This is a genomic window from uncultured Sulfitobacter sp. (assembly GCF_947499945.1).
Classification (GTDB): Bacteria; Pseudomonadota; Alphaproteobacteria; order Rhodobacterales; family Rhodobacteraceae; genus Sulfitobacter.
Window position 1 is genome coordinate 441,263 of record NZ_CANMQD010000001.1, and the last position, 21,328, is coordinate 462,590.

Consider the following 21,328-nt stretch of genomic DNA (forward strand, 5'->3'; position numbering starts at 1 on the left):
AGTGCCACTTTTTTAATCGGGTTAAGGATAACTCTAAACATTTCCGCCCTCTTTAAACGTGGCCGCCCCTCTTGACCTCCCCCGTCCCTTTAGGCCCATTAGCCAAAAGGCATTGTGCCCGAACCAGCTAAACAGGAGAATGATATGGGCAAAAGTGTTGATCGCGTGAAACAGGCTGCAGCAGATGCGGGTCTTGTGATCGACGTTATTACATTGCCCAACAGTGCGCGGACCGCCGCCGATGCCGCAACCAGTTTGGACTGTGATGTAGGCCAGATCGCCAAATCGCTCCTGTTTGAAGGTGCGCAAACAGGTACTCTCAAACTGATCCTCGTCAGCGGCGCCCACGATCTCAACCTCACCTATGCGGAGGCGCTATTTGGCGAGACGCTGGGCCGCGCCGATCCCAAGCGCGTGCGCACAGAGACCGGCTTTGCCATCGGTGGCGTAGCGCCCATTGGGCACCTTTGTATGATGGAGACCTATATGGATGATGCGCTCTTGCGCTTTGAAACCGTTTGGGGGGCCGCTGGTGCGCCCGAAACGGTCTTCGCCCTCACACCCCGGGACTTGCAAAGAGTTACAGGCGCAAAACTCTTCACAAATCGTTAACGCAGCACGCTCAAAGTTACCGCTTGCACATTAACTACGACTCACCTTGACCTATGCACCCCCAGCGTCATGCCAAATCGGGCGCATTGTTCACGCCGTGGAAACACTCGCCGCAATATCGGCTGATTATACGCCAACCCCCTTTAAAATATGGTGATTTGCGAACATTTCGCCCCAATTTGGCCACGTTCTTAGGGCATACAGAACGTCGAATTAAGCCAAAGACCGTGTCGTTCAGACAGGGCCGGGCCTGAAAGGTGACGATGATGAAAAAACTATTCTCGACTACCTGCATCCCAGCTGATGCAGAACACACAAAGGGGTCTTTGATACACCGTTTTGTGCGCGATGAAGAAGGAAACGTGACGATCCTCTCCATCACACTGATCGCCATCGGCGTTCTGCTTGCTGGTGTATCATGGGATTTGAACAACTATGAATATCATCGCGTAAAGCTCCAGCAGATTGCCGACCGTGCCGTTCTGGCCGCGGCAGATCTGGATCAGACGCTTCCACGCGAAGAAGTTGTCCGCGATTACTTCACAAAGATGAATTACCCCGACATCGTAACAAGCGTGAGCGTTGAGGAAGGCCTCAACTACCGCACCGTCGGTGTGAATGTTGGCGGTGTGATCCAGACCAACACCGTGCGCGGCGACTATACCGGGGGCGTTAAGTGGCAAGGCACCCAATTAATTGCACCTCTCACCGAAGAGCAAAAAGAGGTAATGACCGACGAGCAGATTTCTGCTTACGAGCAGATGCGCACAAACGCTGTGACCGACGGCCTTCGTCTGCACGCTTTTGCCGAGGCCGAGGAGCGCGTGAACAACGTCGAAATCTCTCTCGTGCTCGACATCTCCGGCTCTATGGGCTGGGGTGGTAAAATGGGCAATCTGCGCGATGCAGCAAATACATTTGTCGACGCCGTAATCAACGACTCTACCGAGGATCTCGTGTCGATCTCAATCATCCCCTACGCCGAGCATGTGAGTGCTGGCCCAAACATCATGAGCGAGTTGAACGTCAATCAGGTGCACAACTACAGCCACTGTGTGGATTTTGACGACGACGATTTCAACACGACGTCGATTGGCATGAACGCATACGGCACGCCCAAGAGTTATGAGCAGATGCAGCATTTCTACTGGGGAAGCACAAACGACTGGAACAACCGGTCCAACCCGGCCTGCCGCAATGGTACATATGACGACATTGAAGCCTTCAGTCAGGATACAGTCGCGCTGAAAAACAAGATCGGCCGCCTCTCGCCAAACGGTAATACCTCGATCTTTTTGGGTATGAAGTGGGCCGCGGCGCTGCTCGATCCGAGCTTCCAGCCAGTTAATGCGCGTCTTGCAAGCAACGGCCATACCGACATCACGTTCGAAGACCGCCCCGTGGCTTTTGACGATAACGAAACGCTGAAAACTGTCATTCTCATGACCGACGGGGAGAACACCTCGTCGAAGCGGATCAACCCGAGCGTTTATGCGAATACCAGCCACTATGCGCACTGGAATAATAACAACTTTGACTGGTGGGTGAACCGCAACGTCTATTCAAGCCAGCGCCAATACTGGAGCTCATCGAAATACTGGACTTCGTTCGGTGACTCGCTGCTCAACAACATTTGCACCGTGGCCAAGCAAAACAACATCGTGATCTGGTCTATCGGCTTCGAAGTTTCCGACCGTAGTGCCGATGTCATGCGCAACTGCGCTTCCTCTCCCAGCCATTACTTCGGGGTTGAGGGTGTCGAAATCAAAGAGGCGTTCACCGCTATTGCACGCCAAATCAACCAGCTGAGGCTCACACAATGATTACTCGCTTGAAAACCGCCCTGTCGAGGTTCCGCAAAGAAGAAAGCGGCGCCGCCTATACCGTCGAATTTGTGATCATGCTTCCCTTGCTGTTCATCTCTTTCGCCTTCGGTGTGGAACTTACAACCCACTCCAACCGCCAGTTCCAACTGGATCACGGACTTGAGGTCACAACACGCGCCATCCGGCTCAACACTGCGTCCCAATTCACCCACGACAACATCAAGGAGACAATCTGCGAGTTTTCCGGTGGCCTAGATGAATGTGACAGCCGCATCCGCCTTGAGATGATACCGGTCAACCCACGTGATTTCGTTGGCCTGCCCGCGATGCCCGACTGCACAAACGAGCCACATCCCGTCAATCCGCTGCGTGGCTGGTCACTTGGTCAGCAGCATGAACTGATGTTGCTGCGTGCATGCTATAAATTCAGCCCCGTCTTCGGATCACTCGGCTTGGGCAAACTGCTCGGAACCGATGATGCAGGTCTGGGAACAATGGTCTCGATGAGTGCCTTCGTACAGGAGCCAAGATAATGTTTGTATCTAAATTCAAATCCCTTTTGCAGGCACGTTTTGCCCGCGAAGAAAAAGGGGCCGCCCATATAGAAGCCATGATCATGATCCCGCTGATGTTCGGCATTATGGTGACCTCGATGACAATGCTTGATCTGGTCCGCCAACACGGCGCCCACCAAAAGGCAGCCTTCACCATCGGCGACATGGTCTCTCGCGAGACACTGCCACTGGACGGTGACTATCTTGAGGGCACGCACCACTTGCTCAATGCGCTGACCCGCACCCCTCAGGACAGCTCCTTGCGTTTGTCCGTTGTCCGCTACGACAGCGGAAACGACATCATGAAGCTGGACTGGTCCAAAACATCCGGCGGCTACACCGCGCTGACAAACCATCAAGTGCGCAGCTGGACATCAAAGCTGCCACATATGGTTCACAACGAGCGGATGATTATCGTCGAGACATTTGCCCGCTGGGAATCACCGTTCAACATCGGTCTGGGCGTGCAGGAGATCGACAACTTCGTCTTCACCCGCCCCCGCTACGCACCTCAGGTGCTCTGGGTCGATCTGCCGGATCCCGAGTTCTCAGGCTCCTGAACAATACCAAACAAAAACCCCCGAGCGGTCATCCGGTCGGGGGTTTTCTATTTAACCCTGCTTGTTTTTCTCGATCTCTCGCTTGGCCATCATAATCGCCAATATCTCTGCGATCTGCTTGCTCTGATGCGCGGGCATCATACCCCCCACACCAATCCGCCGCCCGACGCGCCACCACATGCCGGGGCGCCATTCCGTCTCGCCGCCTTTGACCGTGCGCATCAAAAAACCGTTGGACGGTTTGAACGCGAAAAATCCGCGGTCCAACACATCAATATCTTCCACTAAAGCAATGCGTGTGCCATCACTGTCGCGCAACTCCGTCTCGGTAAGCTCAAGTCGCGATGCCGTCGCGCTGCGCATACGGTTCACCATCCAAAGCGATCCAACACCCAGCACGAGTAAAAATATCCGCCACTGAATTTCCGGCGACTGCACAATCGCGATATAGATCAGCATCACCCCCAAAAGGCCCAGCGACCCCAGCCCCAAAAACCGCCGCCCCGCAGAGGCACCTGCCGTCACGAGAACTTCGTGCGGGTCAAATGTTGGCATCTCGCCCGTGGGTGTCTCGTTAGGTGTCTCGGTCGGTGTCATAACAGCACTCCTTTGCAAAACCCCCTAGCGACAGATGCGCAGACGGGCAAGCCTGCACCAACTTGCATGGCGAATGCGGCGCATTGCCAGTGCACGGGAGCTAGATAGGGAATGCAAGGAGGCACCCGCTTCCCTTCCGCGCCCTTTCTATCTCAGTTTACGCGATTTTATTTATTATAAAACAATATCTTGAGGGATCACTCAAACCCGTCACATCAATCGCTTGGGCCGCACCTCGTATCCGCGCTCCTCTGGCTCGTCATCGACCAGCTCCATCGGGAAACCTTCCGCCAGTATCTCCAACCCCGTTGCCTCTTCCAAGCGCTCAATCATGCGGTCCGACTGCGCCCGCGTGCCATACCGCGCCTGCCCGTCACTCATCATTTCGATCATCAACGGCGAGATTTCCAGCGGAACCCCAGCATCATCCGCCAGCTTTTGAAATAAACCGATATCCTTTTGAATAAGGTCCATGGTGAAATTCACATCCCGCGATCCCGATAGGATCAACTGGCTCTCGGTTTCATGGACAAAGCTGGTGCCAGACGACATCGCAATCGCCTCGTAGGTCATGCCAAGGTCCATTCCCTGCGCCTTCATTACCGTCAGCGCCTCACAGACAGTCAACAAGTTCGCCGTGGCAAGGTAATTTGTCATAACCTTAAGAACACTGGCATTTCCCAAATCCCCCACATGCAAAATCCGCCGCCCCATATGGGTCAGGATCGGCAAAACGCGGTCAAAGGTCTCTCGGTCACAGCCCGCATAAATGCTGATATTGCCCGTATCCGCACGGTGGCATCCACCCGAGACGGGGCAATCCACGGCTTGCCCGCCTGCCGCCTGAACCAATGCCGCTAGCCGCTTGATCTCACCCGCATCAGTGGTCGACATCTCCAACCATATCTTGCCCGCTGTCACTTCTGACAACATCTCATCCACCACCGCGGCACTGGCCGCAGGACTGGGCAAACAGGTGATCACCGCATCGCAGTTCCGCATCATTTCCGCAGGACTGCCCCCCGTCTTTGCCCCCGCCGCGACCTTGGCGTTTACCAATCCTTCATCGAGGTCATAGACACTCAGATCCACTCCGTTGCGCAGCAAACTCCCTGAGAGTTTTCCACCCACGTTCCCAAGCCCGATAAAACCGATTTTCATTTTGCAGCCCCTATTTACCAATCATTAGCATTTAACCTTTTGATAACCCTTGCCGCCCCCAAGCCGCCCGTCCATCCCAAAAGCGACCCCTTGGCGTTCTGATCATCCGCGCACAGACACCCTGCAAAAGCTCACCTTGCTGGAAGGCACTTCCCCTCCTACATCTGGTCTAACCCAGACGAGGAGCCGCAAAATGTCCATCCGCCCCACCCTAGAAACCCGCGCCGCCCAACCCACGATGGAAGGCGCTGGCGTCAAACTGCACCGCGCTTTTGGCTTCCAGGACCCAAGCGAACTTGATCCCTTTTTGCTGTTCGACGACTTCCGCAACGAGCGCCCGATTGACTTCGAAAAGGGCTTCCCATGGCACCCCCACCGCGGGATCGAGACGATCACCTATGTCCTTGAAGGCACCGTTGAGCATTCCGACAGCCTTGGAAACAACGGCGCATTGGGCGCAGGTGACGTGCAATGGATGACAGCAGGCAGCGGCATCCTGCATCAGGAAATGCCCCACGGAAACACCCGCGGCCAAATGCACGGCTTCCAACTCTGGGGCAATCTGCCTGCCGCGCAAAAGATGACAGCGCCCCGCTATCAGGACGTCACATCCGACGCGATTCCCGAAATCATCGACGACGACGGCACAAAGGTCCGCGTCATCACAGGTGAGTTCTGGGGCAAGCGCGGCCCTGTCGACGGCATCGCTGCCGACCCGCAGTACCTCGACTTGACTGTCCCCGCTGGCGTGCGCAAAACCTTTAAGATCGACACCTACCGCCGCGCCTTCGCCTATATTTTCCAAGGGTCTGGTGCGTTCGTAGACGCCTCGAACCCCTCTGGTATCCTGCTCGAAAAAGAGGTCTTGGGCGAGGAGCTGAACATCCGCGACATGTCAGGTGACCGAACATTGGTCCGCTTTGGCACAGGCGACGAAGTCACCGTTCAGGCGGGTCCCGATGGCTTGCGTTTCCTGCTCATTTCAGGCGCCCCGATTGATGAGCCTGTCGCATGGCACGGCCCTATCGTGATGAACACCCGCGAGGAGCTGATCCAAGCTGTGACCGAGTTGAACAACGGCACCTTCATCAAGCCAGCACACTAAACTCATGTCACCGCGCGGCGCACCATATCCCAGTACTGCGCGGTGATTTCTTCCAGTGACAAACGCCCACCCGCGCGGAACCACGTGTTCACCCCCGTTAGCATCGCAATGATCGCCAGCGTCGCAATCTTGGTATCCGCCACGCTGAACACCCCCGCCGCAACCCCGTCGCACAGGATACGTTCCAGCCCGTCCTCATAGGTTTTCCGCAGGGCTTCGATCCGTGCAAAATTCTCAGGGCTAAGGTTCCGCAACTCCATATAGGCGATGAAAACCGCATCGGGCCGCGCATGGTGAAACTCGATGTGAAAGATCACAAATGCCTTTAACCGCGCATCGGGCGCCAGCCCAACATCATTCACCGCCGCCGCCAACAGCTCGGTCATATGGCTTTCCATCAGGTCAAACAGCAGCGTCTGCTTATCCGGCGTGTAGTTATAAAGCGCGCCAACCTGTACGCCCACTTCCGCCGCAATCGCGCGCATCGATACCGCCGCATAGCCGCCCCGCGCAAACAGCTTGAGCGCCGCCTCGCGAACCCTTGGGCCGGTGTTTTCTGAGTGTGATCCTGCGGTGCGTGCCATAGCCCCAATATCTGAACGCCTGTTCAAAAAGTAAACCCTCGCTGACCCAACCCCATAACACTTGCAAGAGAGGGGCAAGCTGGTGCAAACCGTAAGCCATGAAACACGTACGCATCCTCGCGGCCCTCGGGGCCAGCCTGGCCCTGACGGCCGCATGCACGCAATTTCCCGCCCTTGACCGCACGATCACACCAACCCTTGAGGCGTCTGACTATCCGACGCTGGTGCCAATCGACCCCATCCTTGCCGCAGCACAAACATCCAAAGTTGAACCAACTCAGGCGAAGGCCGCCATTGATGCCCGCGTCGCAGCGCTCAAAGCACGCGCCGCACGGCTCAGCGGATCGGTTCTGAGCGGTGCAGAGCGCCAGCGCCTCGCCCAAGGCCTGAGATAACCCTACCCCCCGCTTATGCTCCGTTGCGCGGCCCGTCCGAACGGGCTACATCGGCGCACAGATCAACCAAGTAAAGGAACCGTCACCATGTCACAGCCACTTCGCCTCGGGATTGCGGGTTTGGGAACGGTCGGCGCAGGCGTGGTGCAAATCCTGCGCAAACAGGCGGCATTGCTGGAAGCACGCACGGGCCGCCCCCTCGTGATCACTGCAGTTTCCGCACGCAGCAAGACCAAGGACCGTGGCGTAAACCTGTCCTCCTACGCGTGGGAAGATGATCCTGTCGCACTTGCTAAACGCGACGACGTGGATGTGTTTGTCGAATTGATGGGCGGTGAAGACGGCCCCGCAAAAGCAGCAACCGAAGCCGCCATTGCCCTCGGCAAAGACGTGGTCACCGCGAACAAAGCCATGCTTGCCATGCACGGACAGGCAATGGCCGAAGCGGCCGAGGCCCAAGGCAGCGTCATCAAATATGAGGCCGCAGTCGCTGGCGGCATTCCAGTGATCAAAACACTGGGTGAAGGCCTTGCCGGCAACGAGATCACCCGCGTGATGGGCGTGATGAACGGCTCGTGCAATTATATCCTCACACGGATGGAAGATGCAGGCCTCCCCTATGCAGATGTCTTTGCCGAGGCGGACGGGCTGGGCTATCTTGAGGCCGATCCGCAACTCGACGTAGGCGGCATCGATGCCGCCCATAAGCTGGCGCTGTTGTCGTCTCTGGCCTTTGGCACCCAAGTCAACTTCGCTGGCATCGAACTTGAGGGGATCGAGCGCGTCTCCATCGAGGACATTCGTGCCGCAGCCGACATGGGTTACAAGATCAAACTGCTTGGCGTCGCGCAGATGACGGGACGCGGCCTTGAGCAGCGGATGCAGCCTTGCCTTGTGCCAGACACCTCGCCGCTGGGTCAGCTTCAGGGCGGGACCAATATGATCGTCCTTGAGGGCGACGCTGTAGGTCAGATCGTGCTGCGCGGTGCCGGTGCCGGTGCTGGCCCCACGGCAAGTGCAGTCCTGTCGGACATCTGCGATATCGCACGCGGCCATCGTGGTCCGACATTCGGCCAGCCCGCCAAGACACTCCAAGCGGCCACGCCAGCGCTCAGCCAACGCGCCGCTGCCTACTATGTGCGCATGACACTCATGGACAAACCCGGCGCCCTTGCCAAAGTGGCCTCAGTCTTGGGTGAGGCAGGCGTATCGATCGACCGGATGCGTCAATACGGCCACGTCGAGGACACAGCCCAAGTGCTGATCGTAACCCACAAAACCACCCGCGCCGATATTGATCACGCACTCACGGCATTTGCCACCACATCCGTTGTCGCAGGCGATCCTGTAGCGCTGCGGATCGAGGAAGTTTAACGTCGCTAGATACCAAAGGTGGATAACCCCATGGATACACCCACCACCTTCCTAGGCGTAGAGGCCTCTCTGACGGGCCGCCGCTGGATTGGTCCCGATGTGGGGGCCGTCCGCGCCTCCGAGGCGCTGCACCAGCAAACACAGCTTCCCATGGCCGTGTGCCAAGTGCTCGCTCGGCGCGGCGTTGAAGCGATGGAGGCAGAGACTTTTCTCGCCCCCTCCTTGCGCGATCTGCTCCCCGATCCCCGCTCCCTACGCGATATGGAGAAAGCCGCCGCGCGTTTCCTCGCCGCCGTGAAGAACCGCCAGCGCATTGCTGTCTTTGCCGACTATGACGTAGATGGCGGTAGCTCTGCGGCTTTGTTGCTCGTTTGGCTCCGCCAGATGGGCCGCGAGGCAACGCTTTATGTCCCTGACCGCATTGATGAGGGATACGGCCCCAACGATGAAGCTATGGCCGAGCTTGCCGCCAAGCATGATCTGATCATCTGCGTCGATTGCGGCACGCTGTCCCACGGTCCAATTGCGGCGGCCAAAGGTGCGGATGTGATCGTGCTGGATCACCACTTGGGCGGTGAAACCCTGCCCGACTGCCACGCCGTGGTGAACCCCAACCGTCAGGACGAAGACGGCGCACTGGCCCATTTGTGCGCTGCCGCCGTTGTGTTCCTGATGCTGGTGGAGGCGGGGCGGCAACTGCGCGAGGTGGAGGTCAAAGGCCCTGATCTGATGGCGATGCTTGATCTCGTAGCCCTTGCAACTGTGGCCGATGTGGCCCCGCTCATCGGCGTGAACCGCGCTTTTGTGCGCCAAGGCCTCAAAGTCATGGCGCGGCGCGAACGCGTTGGCCTCTCAGCCCTGTCGGATGTGGCGCGGATGGATACCGCCCCTGCCGCATATCATCTCGGGTTTATGCTGGGGCCGCGCATCAATGCGGGCGGTCGCGTGGGCAAGGCTGATCTGGGCGCACGCCTGCTTGCCACCGAGGACCCGGATGAGGCTGCCGCCCTCTCCGAGAAACTAGACCTGCTGAACACCGAGCGCCGCGAAGTCGAGAACGCCGTACGTGCCCAAGCACTGGCCCAAGCGGAGGAGCGTGGTACAGATGGTGCGCTGGTTTGGGCAGCAGGCAAAGGCTGGCACCCCGGCGTTGTCGGCATCGTTGCTGCACGGCTCAAAGAGGCTACAGGCCGCCCTGCCGTGGTCATCGGGCTGGATGAGGGTATCGGCAAGGGCTCTGGCCGCTCTATTACGGGAATCGATCTGGGGGCCTGCATTCAGAAACTGGCCACACGGGGCGTCTTGCTCAAAGGGGGTGGTCACAAAATGGCGGCAGGCCTCACCGTTGAGGAAGATAAACTCGAAGAGGCGATGGCACAGCTTACCGCGCTTCTGGAGAAACAAGGCGCTCACTTGCGCGGACCTGCTGATTTGCGGCTCGACGGCATGCTGATGCAGGGCGCGGCGAGTGTCGAGTTGACCCAAACAGTCGAATCGGCAGGGCCATTTGGTGCGGGTGCATCCGCTCCGCGCTATGTTTTCGCCGATATGCGCATCTTTTCAGCCCGCCGCGTGGGCGAGACACACCTCAAGGTCAGTTTTGGTGACGGGCATAGTAGCCGCCTCGACGCGATTTGCTTTGGTGCCTTCGATTCGCCCCTTGGACCAGCATTAGAAGCCCATGGGGGCGCGCATTTCCACCTCGCAGGACGTCTAGACATCAATACATGGCAAGGCCGTCAAAGCGTCCAGCTGCGACTGGAAGACGCAGCTCGGGTCTAAACCTGTAAAAAACCGCGCTGAGTCGAATATTTTGACTTGCGCCATTCCCACCGATTGCCTAAAGACTGCCTCACCAAGTGTGGCCCGTTCGTCTATCGGTTAGGACGTCAGGTTTTCAACCTGAAAAGAGGGGTTCGACTCCCCTACGGGCTGCCACATATCCCTTTGTAAACCATAAAGATTATAAATATTTGGGAACCCCAGACGATACCCACCCGTTTCGCAGCATCAAACCACGCGAAACAGATTGTTTCTAAAATTCCCCCTCAATTATGTCAAAAATCTGTTATCTAAGCGTCAAGGATCTGGCGGCGTTTAGGCAAAGCAAGATTATAGAAATGACCTATGTCATTTTGGAAAAGAGACAGGGGGTCTAAAATTCCCCTGATACAAGAGATGCGAAGCGTGTAGGCCTGAGCTGCCACAGGGTCGAAGCGTAGAAACTTCTCTTGGACGACAATGGGATGCTTCGAATGTATCGAGGCATTGGCACAGACGACCAACATGACCCTGGGGGGTTTTGGACTATGAAGAAATTTGACGCGGATCAGCCCGGTTATGGTCTTGCCCGACTTGCAGCAGCAAGTGGCGATACAAACGGACTTATGTTGATGGTGCACTCTACCGATGGCTACTTTGGCCTGCCGGAGACAACCCCGCAGAACAATGCCGGTAATAACTCTGTTTATCGCAATGGCGGCAAACGGGTACTCGAGACGTTGCTTGTCATTTTGAGCCTCCCCTTCTTTCTGCCCATCATTCTCCTCTGCGCGATTGCTCTGTGGCTCGAAGGGGGTAATCCGTTTTACCGTCAGGATCGTCTTGGACAAAACGGCACACGCTTTTCGATCCTCAAGCTGCGCACAATGGTGCGTGATGCGGACGCCGTACTCGAAGAGTATCTGGCAAGTGATCCGGAAATGCGCCGCGAATGGGATGAAAAGCAAAAGCTGATCAAGGACCCGCGCGTTACCCGCGTTGGTGCCCTTTTGCGTTCCACGTCAGTGGACGAACTGCCGCAATTGTGGAACGTATTGACTGGAGAGATGAGCCTGATCGGTCCGCGTCCAATGATGCCCGAGCAGTTGACGATGTACGGCGACCCCACGCACTACTACGCATTGCGCCCGGGCATTACAGGCCTGTGGCAGATTTCTGCACGCAACGAAAACCGCTTTTCCTTCCGGAATGAAGTCGACGCGACCTATAACAAATCAATGTCTGTGACCGGCGATATCGCCATTATCTTCAAGACAGTTGGTGTGATGTTGCGCAGAACCGGTTGCTGAGCAGCGCCACCTTTGAAACCAGATGCACATAGGCTATATTATACCTATGTTTAAACCCCGAAAGCCTGATCCAATGAAGGACACATTTACAGCCTCAACCGAGGACAGGTTGGCCGCGATCAATGATGTAGGTAGCGATCTAATGGTTCCTGCGCAGGGCAGCTTTACACGGCCCCGGCGGTTTGCTGCGGCGCATCCCGAAAAGATCACCGAGGCCGAAGTCATAATGGACACGCCTACACCACCGGCACGGTATACCGAAAATGCAGGTTTGCCGGCAGCTGCTCCCCGCGACCTATGGGGCCTGCTGCATGAGCAAGAACCCGGCACCGACCAGCATATCCTCGCTGGCAGTCAGGCCGCAGAAGATTTCCGCGCTACGGATGTGTCCCGCGCGTTTGACCTGCTGCGCACCCGTCTCCGCCAGACGGTCAAGCAGAACGGCTGGATCAACATAGGCGTTGCTGCACCGACAGCAGGCTGCGGTACCACGTTCACGGCTGCCAATCTCGCGGCAAGCCTGTCGCGTGTCCCATCCTCGCGGACAGTACTGATGGACTTGAATCTGCGCACGCCGGGTTTGGCCAAGGTGTTGGACATGGACGCAAGCCAGACGGGTAGTTTGCGTGATTTCCTCGCAGGCGACGTCGCGATCAGCGATTATGTCCTGCGCACCAGCGACACACTTGCCGTTGGTCTGGGCAATGGACCGCAAGAGGACGCCGCCGAGATCATGCAAGATCCTGCAACAGCTGCCAGCCTTGCGGAGATGCGAGCTGCGCTGAACCCAGATATCGTTCTCTATGACCTGCCGCCGCTCCTGTCATATGATGATACCTCCGCCTTTTTGCCACAGCTGGACGGTATATTGCTTGTCTCGGACGGCACCCAGACCATGGCCAAACATCTGGCCGAGTGTGAGCGGGTTTTGAACGGCCAAGTGCCGCTGTTGGGTGTGATCTTGAACCGTGCGCGTGCGTCGAGCATCGAGCGGTTTTAAGCGAGACATTTCTTCCCCCTTTGCGCGGCGTAAAAGGCGTCATATAATCGCCCGAATTTAACTCTATTATGATCGAAACATTGCCCTTCACGGGTGGTGAGACGGTGTTTTCGGCATCACAGCGGGTTTGAGCGAGGCAAATATGGGTCCGATCTATACATGGCAGGACTTTGTAGACATGACCCGCCGGCGGCTGGGCGTGATCGTTTTTGTGATCCTGCTCGGCTGTGTTGCATCGCTCTACTGGGCGATGAGTCAGGTCCACTTGTATCAGTCCTCTGAAGTCATTCAGGTGGAGCAACCCAAGATTAAAAATGATCTCGCCCGTTCCACGGTTGAGGGCTCCTCTGCCCGTCGTCTGCAATTGATACAGCAGCAACTTATGGCACGCACCAGCCTGCAACAGATCATCGAAAAGTATAGCATCTACAGCAATCTCGAAGCCCTCAAACCCAGCGAAAAGGTCCAACTGCTCCGTCAGTCCGTCACCATCAATGGCGTGGCCGCCGCGCGTGAAGGTTTTGCCGATGATGGTACAATTTCTGTACTCACCATCACGGCCCAAATGGAAGAGGCCCAACTCGCCCGCGATGTGGCCCATGAGTTTGCCGAGCAAACCCGCAACCTTATGGCCGCCCAGCGCCGCGAGCAGACAGAGGAAACACTTGCATTTTTCCAAAATCAGGAACAGGTCGTCCTCGATAACATTGCTCAACTTGAGGGTGAGTTGGAAACCTACCGGCGCGAAAATGAACTCAGTGGCGAAGGCGGCGTCGAGTTTCGCATGTCCGAGGTTGCCCAGCTGAACGAAGCAATCCTCAACCTTGACCGCGAGATCATTAGCACTCAGATGGCCCGCACCCAGATTGACCGCTCCGCCCGCGCCTCCACTGTAGCGCGTGAGGAGCAGGCCCTCGACAGCCAGTTACGTACACTCACCGACCAACGCGCCCTGCTCGATCAGCGTCGTACCGAATTGCGCGAAACGATCCAAAGCTCACCTGAAATCCAGCGCGCACTTGCCGATTTTGACCGCCGCATGGAACAGCTCCGCGACCAGTTGGAGACGATCGCCACCCGCCGCAACGAAGCGCAGGTCGGCTTTAACCTCGAAATAGGCGCCCAAGGTGAGCGGCTGACCACCATTGAAGAAGCTCAAGTTCCAGATTATCCCATCACGATGAGCAAGAAAAGGCGCGCAATCATGGGGGCAGTGGCTGCCACGGGCCTTGCATTTGTGATCGCCTTCTTGCTTGAACTGCGCCGTCCTGTCATTCGCTCAGCCCGTCAGATGCAGCGCGAAACAGGTGTAATGCCAGTCGTCTCGATCCCTGAGCTTGCGCCGAAATACCAAAGCTCGAAATGGCGCCAAGCTCGTGAGAAACGTCGCATTGCAGGTAAAGCAGGTCGTGCGGCCCGCCTCGCTCGGCACTCCTGATCAGCTTAGCGCAGATAGTGCCACAATCGCGTCCCAGTGCCACCGGATGATCGCAGCGCCCAGCGTTCCCGCGACCAATGCGCAGACGAGATCATGGCGCACGTCCCACGCATCATGGGTCCGCGCCAACCAGACAATCACCGGATGGGTCAGCAGGTGTGCCAGCGCGATGCCCACAATCGCCCCGATCATCCCGAACAGGCTCACTCCGACGATGAGGAAGGTGATCTGGAACACCGCGCGGCTCGCCGAGACGACGAAAAAGCGACGCGAGTCGCCTGCCGCCAGCGCCGCTTGATCATAGCTCATCCCGATAACTTGCGGGATCAACGCAACAGCCAGCAATGTCACAATCGCCCCGCCAGCCGCATAGCGCGGATCATAGAGCACACCTACAAGCCACGGCCCCGCCGCCGCCATCACAAGCAGCAGCGTCAGCACGACGCCTGAAATACTAAACCGCAGTTTAGCAATCTTGGCCGTCTCATGCTTTGCATCGCGGTAGACGGGGATCATCACGCGGCCTGTGACAGCCGTTCCCAACTGCATGGCAAAAGCCGCGAGGAAGAAGGCGATGTTATAGATGCCGAGGCTCTCGAGGCTGAGGAATTTCCCCAAAACCGCACGGTCGCCTTGGGAGGCGAAGAACCAAAACGCCGTGCTCAGGAATATCCATTTTCCGAAGGTGACAAGCTCACGCACTGCGGCTGGCTCCCAGCGAAATCTATTCGCAGCACCAGGCAGGAATGCCCATGTCAGCACTAGCTTGGCCAGTGCCGTCACTACGCCGCCCAACACCAGCGCCAGCACCGATTGAAGCCACCACGCCAGCACAATCATTACCACAATCCCGACAAGCTGGGCCGTGAGGTCCAACACTGTCAGCCGCCCCATGAGCAGATGCCGATGTGCTGTCTCGATCCGCGTGGGATTGAATCCCGTGATCAACAACCCAGTCGCCGCAATGGGCAGATAAGTCGCCAATTCATCCGCGTCGTAGAAGGCCGCAAAAGGCAACGCCAAACCGCAGGCAACCGTGAACAAAATCACCCCGCGCAGCACTTGGATCGACCATGCCGTGTTCAGGAAATCAGGATCATCGCCCCGCTTGCTCTGCGCAATGGACGGCGCGATGCCCACGTCGGAGAACAGCATAAGCCCCACCGTCACCAAACCCACCAGCGCCATGAGGCCAAAGGCTTCGGGGAACAGCATCCGCGTGAGGATCAGGTTGGAGGCAAGGCGCAATCCCTGAGAGCCACCATAGCCCAGCAAAATCCACGACGTGCTGCGCATCACCCGCGCCATCAGACGCCCACCGCGCAACTGCTGCAAAAGACCACCCATTTGCCGTATTTATCTCCGGTTTTAATGCTACAACCTTGCTAACGCCCCCCTTGCCGCTGCGCCATAGCCCTGCGCGCGAGGGCGGATAAGTGAGACACGAAGGACGCACCCGTTGAACATCGCCTATATCCTCAACAGCTACCCCCAGCCCTCCCACAGTTTCATCCGCCGTGAAATCCGCGCCTTGGAGGCACAGGGGCATGCCATTACCCGCCTTGCCATGCGCAGCGGTGATATGCCGTTGGTAGATGCGCAGGATCTGGAGGAAGCAGCCGCCACACATTACGTGCTGCGCATCGGCGCACTGGCCCTATTGAACGCAGTGCTCCAATCCCTCAGGTCAGGACCAAAGCGTTTCGGCGCGGCCCTCCTGCTGGCCCTCAAATGTGGACGCCGCTCCGAAGCGGGTGTGCTCAAACATCTGATCTATCTCGCTGAAGCAGCCTATGTTGCGCAGGTCTGCGATGCCGCGGATGTCACACATGCCCACGCTCATTTCGGCACCAATGCCGCCACTGTTGCAATGCTAAGCGCAGCACTTGGCGGCCCTTCCTACAGCTTCACCGTACACGGCCCAGAGGAATACGACGCCCCCCGCGCCCTGTCGCTCGGGACCAAAATTGCACGCTCCAAATTCACTGTCGCCATCACCAGCTATGGCCGCAGCCAGTTGAGCCGCTGGGCAGGTCCAGACCATTGGGACAAGATCAAAGTCGTGCAGTGCGGCATTGATCCCACCCGCTTTCCCGATCCCTTACCCCTGCCAGACGGCCCCCCCCGCTTTGTCGCAATTGGAAGGTTTGTGGAGCAGAAGGGCCAACTCATTGTGCTGGAGGCATTGGCCGATCTGATCACCACCCACGCGGATGCGCATCTGACCCTGATTGGGGATGGCGAGATGCGCGGCCAGATTGAGGCGCGCATCAACACATTAGGCCTCCAGAACAACATTACTCTCACCGGATGGGTCGATGAAAAGCGGATTCTGAGTGAGCTGCAAAACGCCCACGCCCTTCTCATGCCCAGCTTTGCCGAAGGCCTGCCGATGGTGATCATGGAGGCCATGGCCGCAGGGCGTCTGGTTATCGCCACTTATATCGCGGGAATTCCCGAATTGGTGCAACAGGGCAAAACGGGCTGGCTTGTCCCCGCAGGCGATCCAAATGCTTTGACCAAAGCAATGTCAGAAATGGCGAAAACCGCGCCCAAACAGAAGCTTAAAATGGCCAAAGCCGCCCGCAAACGCGTGCTGGACCGTCATGACGTGGGTGCCGAGGCGGCTAAGCTGGCAGCCTACATGGCCTCCCCTTAACGTCCCCGCGCCCAGCGTTCCTGCTTGGCATGAGGCATTCGCACCCCTAAGGCCACAATCGCAAAAGCAGCAAAGCCCAAGGGATCGCGTAGCGCTCGGCGCCAAATCGGCGGCGCGTCAGCAGGCAATGCGTCATGATTGCCCCAAAGTGTGGGGTAGAGTTCCTTCACTTCCGTTACGCCGATATCCTGACGGCGGCGCACTTTGATCAGTGGTCCAACTCCTTCGATCATCGGCCAGCGGTAGGTCGCAGACACGCGATAACGCTCATCGGGTGCGAAGCTAAGGCGCACAAACGTATCATCGGAGATAATGTCAGGAAACGGCCCCCAGCGCTTGCGCCCCTCGGCATTCACCGCAAAAACACCAAAACCGGGCACACCATGGGTACAAAACGGCAGGCTCTCCCAAAACCGCGCATAGGCTCGCGTGAATGCGCTGTCCTGCGCCACCACAATCGGCCCCCCACTGGCGTAGCGCGGCGCTTCCGCGTCCAGAACCTCGGCCAGTTGCGCCATCAGCGGGGACGAGACGACAACATCTGCATCCACATAAATCCGTGCGCCATGCTGCGCGGCATCATCCCCTGCGTTAAGCGCACGCATCTTGCCGCCCTCCACAATGTCCAGAACCGTCAGGGGCCAATTTTTGACGGCAAACTGTTCCACATACCCTTTCACGACCGCCACAGTTGCATCGGTACAGCCATTGGCCATAACGATAACTTCAACAGCCGCGCCCGTTTCATCACTTGCTAGCAGCGCCTCCAGACAAGGCTCGATATACCCCACCTCATTGTGGGCGGGGATCAGAATGGAACAGTTCACGCTCATTGAGCCGCCACCAGCGCGTCCCAGCGCGGATTGCTGTCATCTAGGTGGCGCAGTGCACCCCAGCTGCCCCATTTGGTCGGCACATACACATCAGCATAGGCGTTGAACAAACGCCCCCCAGATGCAGTCCAGCCTGCCATCAACCCTTTATAAAGCTGTCCCATTTCGGCCGTGTAATTCAAATGTTGGAAGAAAGCCGCAAGCCGGTCGTCGTCGACTTGCGCACCGATACCAACGATATGGGTACCGCCCTCGTACATGATCAATTCAAGTCCTGCCTTCTTGGCGACTTCCGCGTGATATGGCCAAATGCGACTGGTCAGATCGCTGACCGTGTCAACGTTCTGCCCCGTGACCGAACCATCTGTCAGTTCCTGCGCCGCCAGCGCAGTCGCATAGTCATATTGTGCCGCATCAATCGCCTCCTGCCGCGCCGCTCCAGTTAGCCCCTGCGCCTTCGCCGCATCCGTCGCCCGCGCAAGGCTCTCGTCGAGCCAACCTGTAACTTGCTCGCCCCGCGCCTCAAGGCCCAGAATGCCACCGAAATAGCCCGTCACCGCGTAGGCGTCAAAGGCCTCGGACGGCTTTGCCTTCCCCTCAGCCACGACCAGCGGTGCGTTCAGAATGTTCTCCTCCAGCCCCAGCCAGCCTGTTTGGGTCGAGATCACGTTGACCAGCTTGGCCGCGCCTTCGCTGAACTCCTGCGACCAAATTCGTGCCACTTCGGCTGCACGCATGGCATAGAATTGCGTGCCGACATCGGCCTTGTTCCAGCGTGCCTGCGCCTGCCCATCGGCCCAGCGGGTTTGGGCAAACTGGAAATTCCATACCTCATTCGAATACTCCACATAGGCTGTCAGTTTCGGATCCAGCCCCCCCTGCACCACCCGCGCGAAATTGCGCACATAGACGTCATCGGCCAGATGCGGCATGTTAAACCACGCATTCTTGCCGAGACTGTTGACCAGTGCCAGCATCACCTCCAGTGGCACTCCTTTGTGCGCCCAACTGGCGTCCGTGACCAAGGGGCGGTCTTCCCAGCGTTCTTGGGTGGAATTGTTCGTCTCCATCCAGTCCATAAACCGCAGCGTATCAAACGCAGCCATCCGCGCCGTCCAATCGGGATTAAACACCGCACCCCTCTCAAACAGCTCCAGTCGGTCCTCGCGCACAACCGTGATATTGCGCAGCGGATTGGCCGTGTTTGTTCGCTGGATGCGCAGTTCGACACTCCCCGGACCGGGGGTATAGTCAAAGCGCACTTCACCGCGCCCGTACCGGATATTTGTCGCACGGCCCGTAGGCTCAATCACCCCTGCCCCCTCATAGCGCAGCACATAGCGCCCCTGAAGCGATGGGGCCGCCCCCTGAGGAAGATCGCTCAGGATCAACGTTCCAACCGAGGCCGCACGGCGCGGCAGGCTACGTACCCAGCCATCGGCATCGATATGCCCCCCGTCGACCAATTCGGCATATTCAATCCCGCCAAACTGGTTCTTGAGGTGACCCAGCCACGGACGCGCGGTTTTCATCACATCAAGAAATGGTTGCTGCGCCGCCCAATCCGTCACCGGCGCAAGACCCACAGCAATGGCTCCAACAGGCGCTTTACGTGGAGTTGAGCTGGCCTGAGGGGCCACAGATTGTGGCGCTGGTGCCGAAGCTTCTGGTTGTGGCACAAGTACAGGTGATTGTTCGGCCGGCGCAGGCTCTGGCGCAACTTGCGGCGCAGGAGGGGAACGCGGCTGTGCAGGGGTCACTGCGGCTGCCGCCCTGACAGGCGCTTGTGTAATTTCGCCCACCTCATATGCCTCAACCGCTTCGAGGGCGACCCGCTGCATCGCTTCGGCCATCGCAAATTCAAGCCCGTCAAATGTTTGACCGAAACGGTCCTTTACCACATGCGACAATCCCTCGGGACTGACCCCCGTCAGGACCGCATATTGCACCAGCGAGACAAAGTAGTGGCCGCGAGTATTAAGGTGAATATCATCGGCAAACACATCAGCGATACTGCTAAGACCTGGAACCTCCCCCGCAGCAATCGCGTCATCAAGCCGCGCGAGGGCCTGACCCGCCGGGATCAGCTGTATCCGCACTTCTGCATCTGCCTGCCCAGTGCGCAATAGGGCAACAATCCCCTCCCAATCGGCCAAATCTTCCTGAAGGCGCACGCGCCAAGGCGTGGCCGCTCCATTGTCAAACTCAACCGCTTCGCCCGTGCCGCTTTTTAAGCTGTGCCAAGTCTCTTGCACAAATACGCGTGCATCCGCCTTACCGCTCAACGCAAGACCGGCAAAAGCCTGGGCATAAATCTCTGTCTCGCTCCATTGCAGGTGGTTAGCCAGCGGGATCGCCTCCGTGAGGATAAGATCGGTCGTCTTGCCCTGCGGAAGCACGCGGCGTGCATCTATGCCCTGCGCCTCGTTCGACTTTTCCCAGTTATATTTTAGTGGCGCACCGTTGATGATCTGCTCGCGCACCTCGACCTGTGAACTTGTCTCGCTCAGCGCCGCGTTCAGCATGTCAGGGCCTGTGGTCCCGAATAGGCTGTGGCCGACCATCACAACCGAGAATATCGTACTCGCCAGATCGCTCATGCTGAAAATCCGTTATAGGGGTTGGCGCGCACGACATCCCAGACGACCTGCTGCATAAGAGCTGCTGCCGCTGCATCTGGTGCATCCGCATGTGTTTCGTCCGCACGCAAAAGCGCAAAGGGAAGACCGACTGGGCTGCGCTGATAAAGGCTTGCGTAATGGGTGAGCGCGATAAGATAAGCGCCCAGATCGCTCAGATGGATCGTATCCACCTCACCCTCAGGCGTCCGCGCCAACAGGGCATCACGGTTATCGATATTGCCCACACCGCCCTTAGCATCCACCGCGCGCACAAATGCGGCCAGTACCTGACCGCCCGGAATGACATAAATCGGCGCACCGATATGACCTGCTGCCGGTAACGTTATTCGCTCCATCCACAATTCGTCAAAATCACTGTCGATCCGCTTAAGCCACCCCGCCGGATCGTCGGTATTGTGCCACGTCTCATACACATAGAGCCGCACATCGGAGCGCGCGTCCCGCGCCAGCCCTGCCCAGCTTGCCAGATATTCGGGGCTATTGTGATATTTAATTGCATCGGTCAGTTCTACCATCTCGGTCAGGACAACAGCGTCATATCCCGCTCCTTCAAGCGCCTCACGGGCGGGCAGGAATTTGGGGTGGTCGTTCTCGGTGTCAAAGCCGTTTACTGGTACATCAGGATACCAATGTGACCGTAGTGGCGTGCCCCATCCCAGCTGGCTGGCATAATCGTGTCCCGCTGGTGCAAGCTGCGCAAGCATCGCGGGCATATCACGCCCCACCAACGAATGACCCAGATGATACACATTGAGCGGTCCGTCGGGTGCGTCTACCGTCCGTTTATAACTTTTTCGGCCTTGAGAAATACGCCACAAACGCGAGCCGCCCACACCGACCATACCGGCACCCGCCACAACAAGCACAGCTGCGCCCAACCGCAGTATCGTCCGCCGTGTCACCATGCCAATCGCTCC

19 protein-coding genes and 1 tRNA gene are annotated in these 21,328 nt (G+C 57.8%); 13 read left to right on the plus strand and 7 right to left on the minus strand.

Annotation, left to right across the window (positions count from 1 at the left end):
* The first annotated feature begins 144 nt into the window (after positions 1-144).
* From Q0775_RS02195 to Q0775_RS02210, 4 genes are all read left to right on the plus strand, one after another.
* Complete coding sequence (locus Q0775_RS02195) at positions 145-612, plus strand: YbaK/EbsC family protein (RefSeq protein WP_298857690.1); 468 nt, start codon at positions 145-147, stop codon at positions 610-612.
* Positions 613-878: 266 nt separating this feature from the next.
* Entirely contained in the window at positions 879-2,435 is a 1,557-nt protein-coding gene (locus Q0775_RS02200; RefSeq protein ID WP_298857691.1) for a TadE/TadG family type IV pilus assembly protein, read from the plus strand.
* Positions 2,432-2,971: a pilus assembly protein gene (locus Q0775_RS02205; protein WP_298857692.1), complete on the plus strand. Its 540-nt coding sequence runs from the start codon at positions 2,432-2,434 to the stop codon at positions 2,969-2,971. Before Q0775_RS02200 ends, Q0775_RS02205 begins: the two co-directional genes overlap by 4 nt.
* Positions 2,971-3,552, plus strand: a complete 582-nt coding sequence (locus Q0775_RS02210; RefSeq protein WP_298857694.1) for a hypothetical protein — start codon at positions 2,971-2,973, stop codon at positions 3,550-3,552. Before Q0775_RS02205 ends, Q0775_RS02210 begins: the two co-directional genes overlap by 1 nt.
* 51 nt (positions 3,553-3,603) lie before the next feature.
* Here the strand turns inward: Q0775_RS02210 and Q0775_RS02215 are convergent, their stop codons facing one another.
* Together Q0775_RS02215 and Q0775_RS02220 are read right to left on the minus strand one after the other, a co-directional pair.
* On the minus strand, positions 3,604-4,149 hold the full coding sequence (locus tag Q0775_RS02215; RefSeq protein ID WP_298857695.1) for a hypothetical protein: 546 nt from the start codon (positions 4,147-4,149) through the stop codon (positions 3,604-3,606).
* A 210-nt stretch (positions 4,150-4,359) separates the two neighbouring features.
* Positions 4,360-5,310 carry an NAD(P)-dependent oxidoreductase gene (locus Q0775_RS02220; RefSeq protein WP_298857696.1) on the minus strand — a complete coding sequence of 317 codons (951 nt, stop codon included), beginning with the start codon at positions 5,308-5,310 and terminating at the stop codon, positions 4,360-4,362.
* 193 nt (positions 5,311-5,503) lie between these two features.
* Between Q0775_RS02220 and Q0775_RS02225 the strand changes: the two genes are divergently transcribed.
* Positions 5,504-6,415 (plus strand): pirin family protein, encoded by a 912-nt coding sequence (locus tag Q0775_RS02225; protein ID WP_298857697.1) that lies wholly within the window; start codon positions 5,504-5,506, stop codon positions 6,413-6,415.
* A gap of 2 nt (positions 6,416-6,417) precedes the next feature.
* On the opposite strand, the gene Q0775_RS02230 is transcribed toward Q0775_RS02225, so the two are convergent.
* Entirely contained in the window at positions 6,418-6,999 is a 582-nt protein-coding gene (locus tag Q0775_RS02230) for a TetR/AcrR family transcriptional regulator (RefSeq protein WP_298857698.1), read from the minus strand.
* 98 nt (positions 7,000-7,097) lie between these two features.
* Here Q0775_RS02230 and Q0775_RS02235 point away from each other — a divergent pair, with 98 nt between their 5' ends.
* The 7 genes from Q0775_RS02235 to Q0775_RS02265 all read left to right on the plus strand — a co-directional run bounded on the left by Q0775_RS02235 (position 7,098) and on the right by Q0775_RS02265 (position 14,277).
* Positions 7,098-7,394, plus strand: coding sequence for a hypothetical protein (locus Q0775_RS02235; RefSeq protein WP_298857699.1), 297 nt, complete (start codon positions 7,098-7,100; stop codon positions 7,392-7,394).
* An 87-nt stretch (positions 7,395-7,481) separates the two neighbouring features.
* Entirely contained in the window at positions 7,482-8,768 is a 1,287-nt protein-coding gene (locus Q0775_RS02240) for a homoserine dehydrogenase (protein WP_298857700.1), read from the plus strand.
* Positions 8,769-8,798: 30 nt separating this feature from the next.
* On the plus strand, positions 8,799-10,550 hold the full coding sequence (gene recJ / locus Q0775_RS02245) for a single-stranded-DNA-specific exonuclease RecJ (protein WP_298857701.1): 1,752 nt from the start codon (positions 8,799-8,801) through the stop codon (positions 10,548-10,550).
* Positions 10,551-10,631: 81 nt separating this feature from the next.
* A tRNA-Glu gene (locus tag Q0775_RS02250) sits at positions 10,632-10,706 on the plus strand.
* Positions 10,707-11,077: 371 nt separating this feature from the next.
* Positions 11,078-11,839: a sugar transferase gene (locus Q0775_RS02255; RefSeq protein ID WP_298857702.1), complete on the plus strand. Its 762-nt coding sequence runs from the start codon at positions 11,078-11,080 to the stop codon at positions 11,837-11,839.
* Between the two features lie 73 nt (positions 11,840-11,912).
* Positions 11,913-12,839: a CpsD/CapB family tyrosine-protein kinase gene (locus tag Q0775_RS02260; protein ID WP_298857703.1), complete on the plus strand. Its 927-nt coding sequence runs from the start codon at positions 11,913-11,915 to the stop codon at positions 12,837-12,839.
* A 178-nt stretch (positions 12,840-13,017) separates the two neighbouring features.
* The gene (locus Q0775_RS02265) at positions 13,018-14,277 is read left to right on the plus strand and encodes a DUF874 domain-containing protein (protein WP_298857704.1); all 1,260 of its coding nucleotides are present in this window, start codon (positions 13,018-13,020) and stop codon (positions 14,275-14,277) included.
* Here the strand turns inward: Q0775_RS02265 and Q0775_RS02270 are convergent, their stop codons facing one another.
* Positions 14,278-15,624, minus strand: coding sequence for an oligosaccharide flippase family protein (locus tag Q0775_RS02270; protein ID WP_298857705.1), 1,347 nt, complete (start codon positions 15,622-15,624; stop codon positions 14,278-14,280).
* Positions 15,625-15,736: 112 nt separating this feature from the next.
* Here Q0775_RS02270 and Q0775_RS02275 point away from each other — a divergent pair, with 112 nt between their 5' ends.
* Positions 15,737-16,936: a glycosyltransferase family 4 protein gene (locus tag Q0775_RS02275; protein WP_298857706.1), complete on the plus strand. Its 1,200-nt coding sequence runs from the start codon at positions 15,737-15,739 to the stop codon at positions 16,934-16,936.
* Here Q0775_RS02275 and Q0775_RS02280 read toward each other — a convergent pair.
* Genes Q0775_RS02280 through Q0775_RS02290 form a run of 3 tightly spaced genes read right to left on the minus strand, consistent with a single transcriptional unit; the run spans position 16,933 to position 21,316 of the window.
* Positions 16,933-17,769: a glycosyltransferase family 2 protein gene (locus Q0775_RS02280; protein WP_298857707.1), complete on the minus strand. Its 837-nt coding sequence runs from the start codon at positions 17,767-17,769 to the stop codon at positions 16,933-16,935. The two genes, Q0775_RS02275 and Q0775_RS02280, sit on opposite strands and share 4 nt — an antisense overlap.
* On the minus strand, positions 17,766-20,369 hold the full coding sequence (locus Q0775_RS02285; protein ID WP_298857708.1) for a hypothetical protein: 2,604 nt from the start codon (positions 20,367-20,369) through the stop codon (positions 17,766-17,768). The genes Q0775_RS02280 and Q0775_RS02285 overlap by 4 nt, the downstream gene beginning before the upstream one ends.
* Entirely contained in the window at positions 20,366-21,316 is a 951-nt protein-coding gene (locus Q0775_RS02290; RefSeq protein ID WP_298857709.1) for a hypothetical protein, read from the minus strand. Before Q0775_RS02290 ends, Q0775_RS02285 begins: the two co-directional genes overlap by 4 nt.
* Between the last annotated feature and the right edge of the window lie 12 nt (positions 21,317-21,328).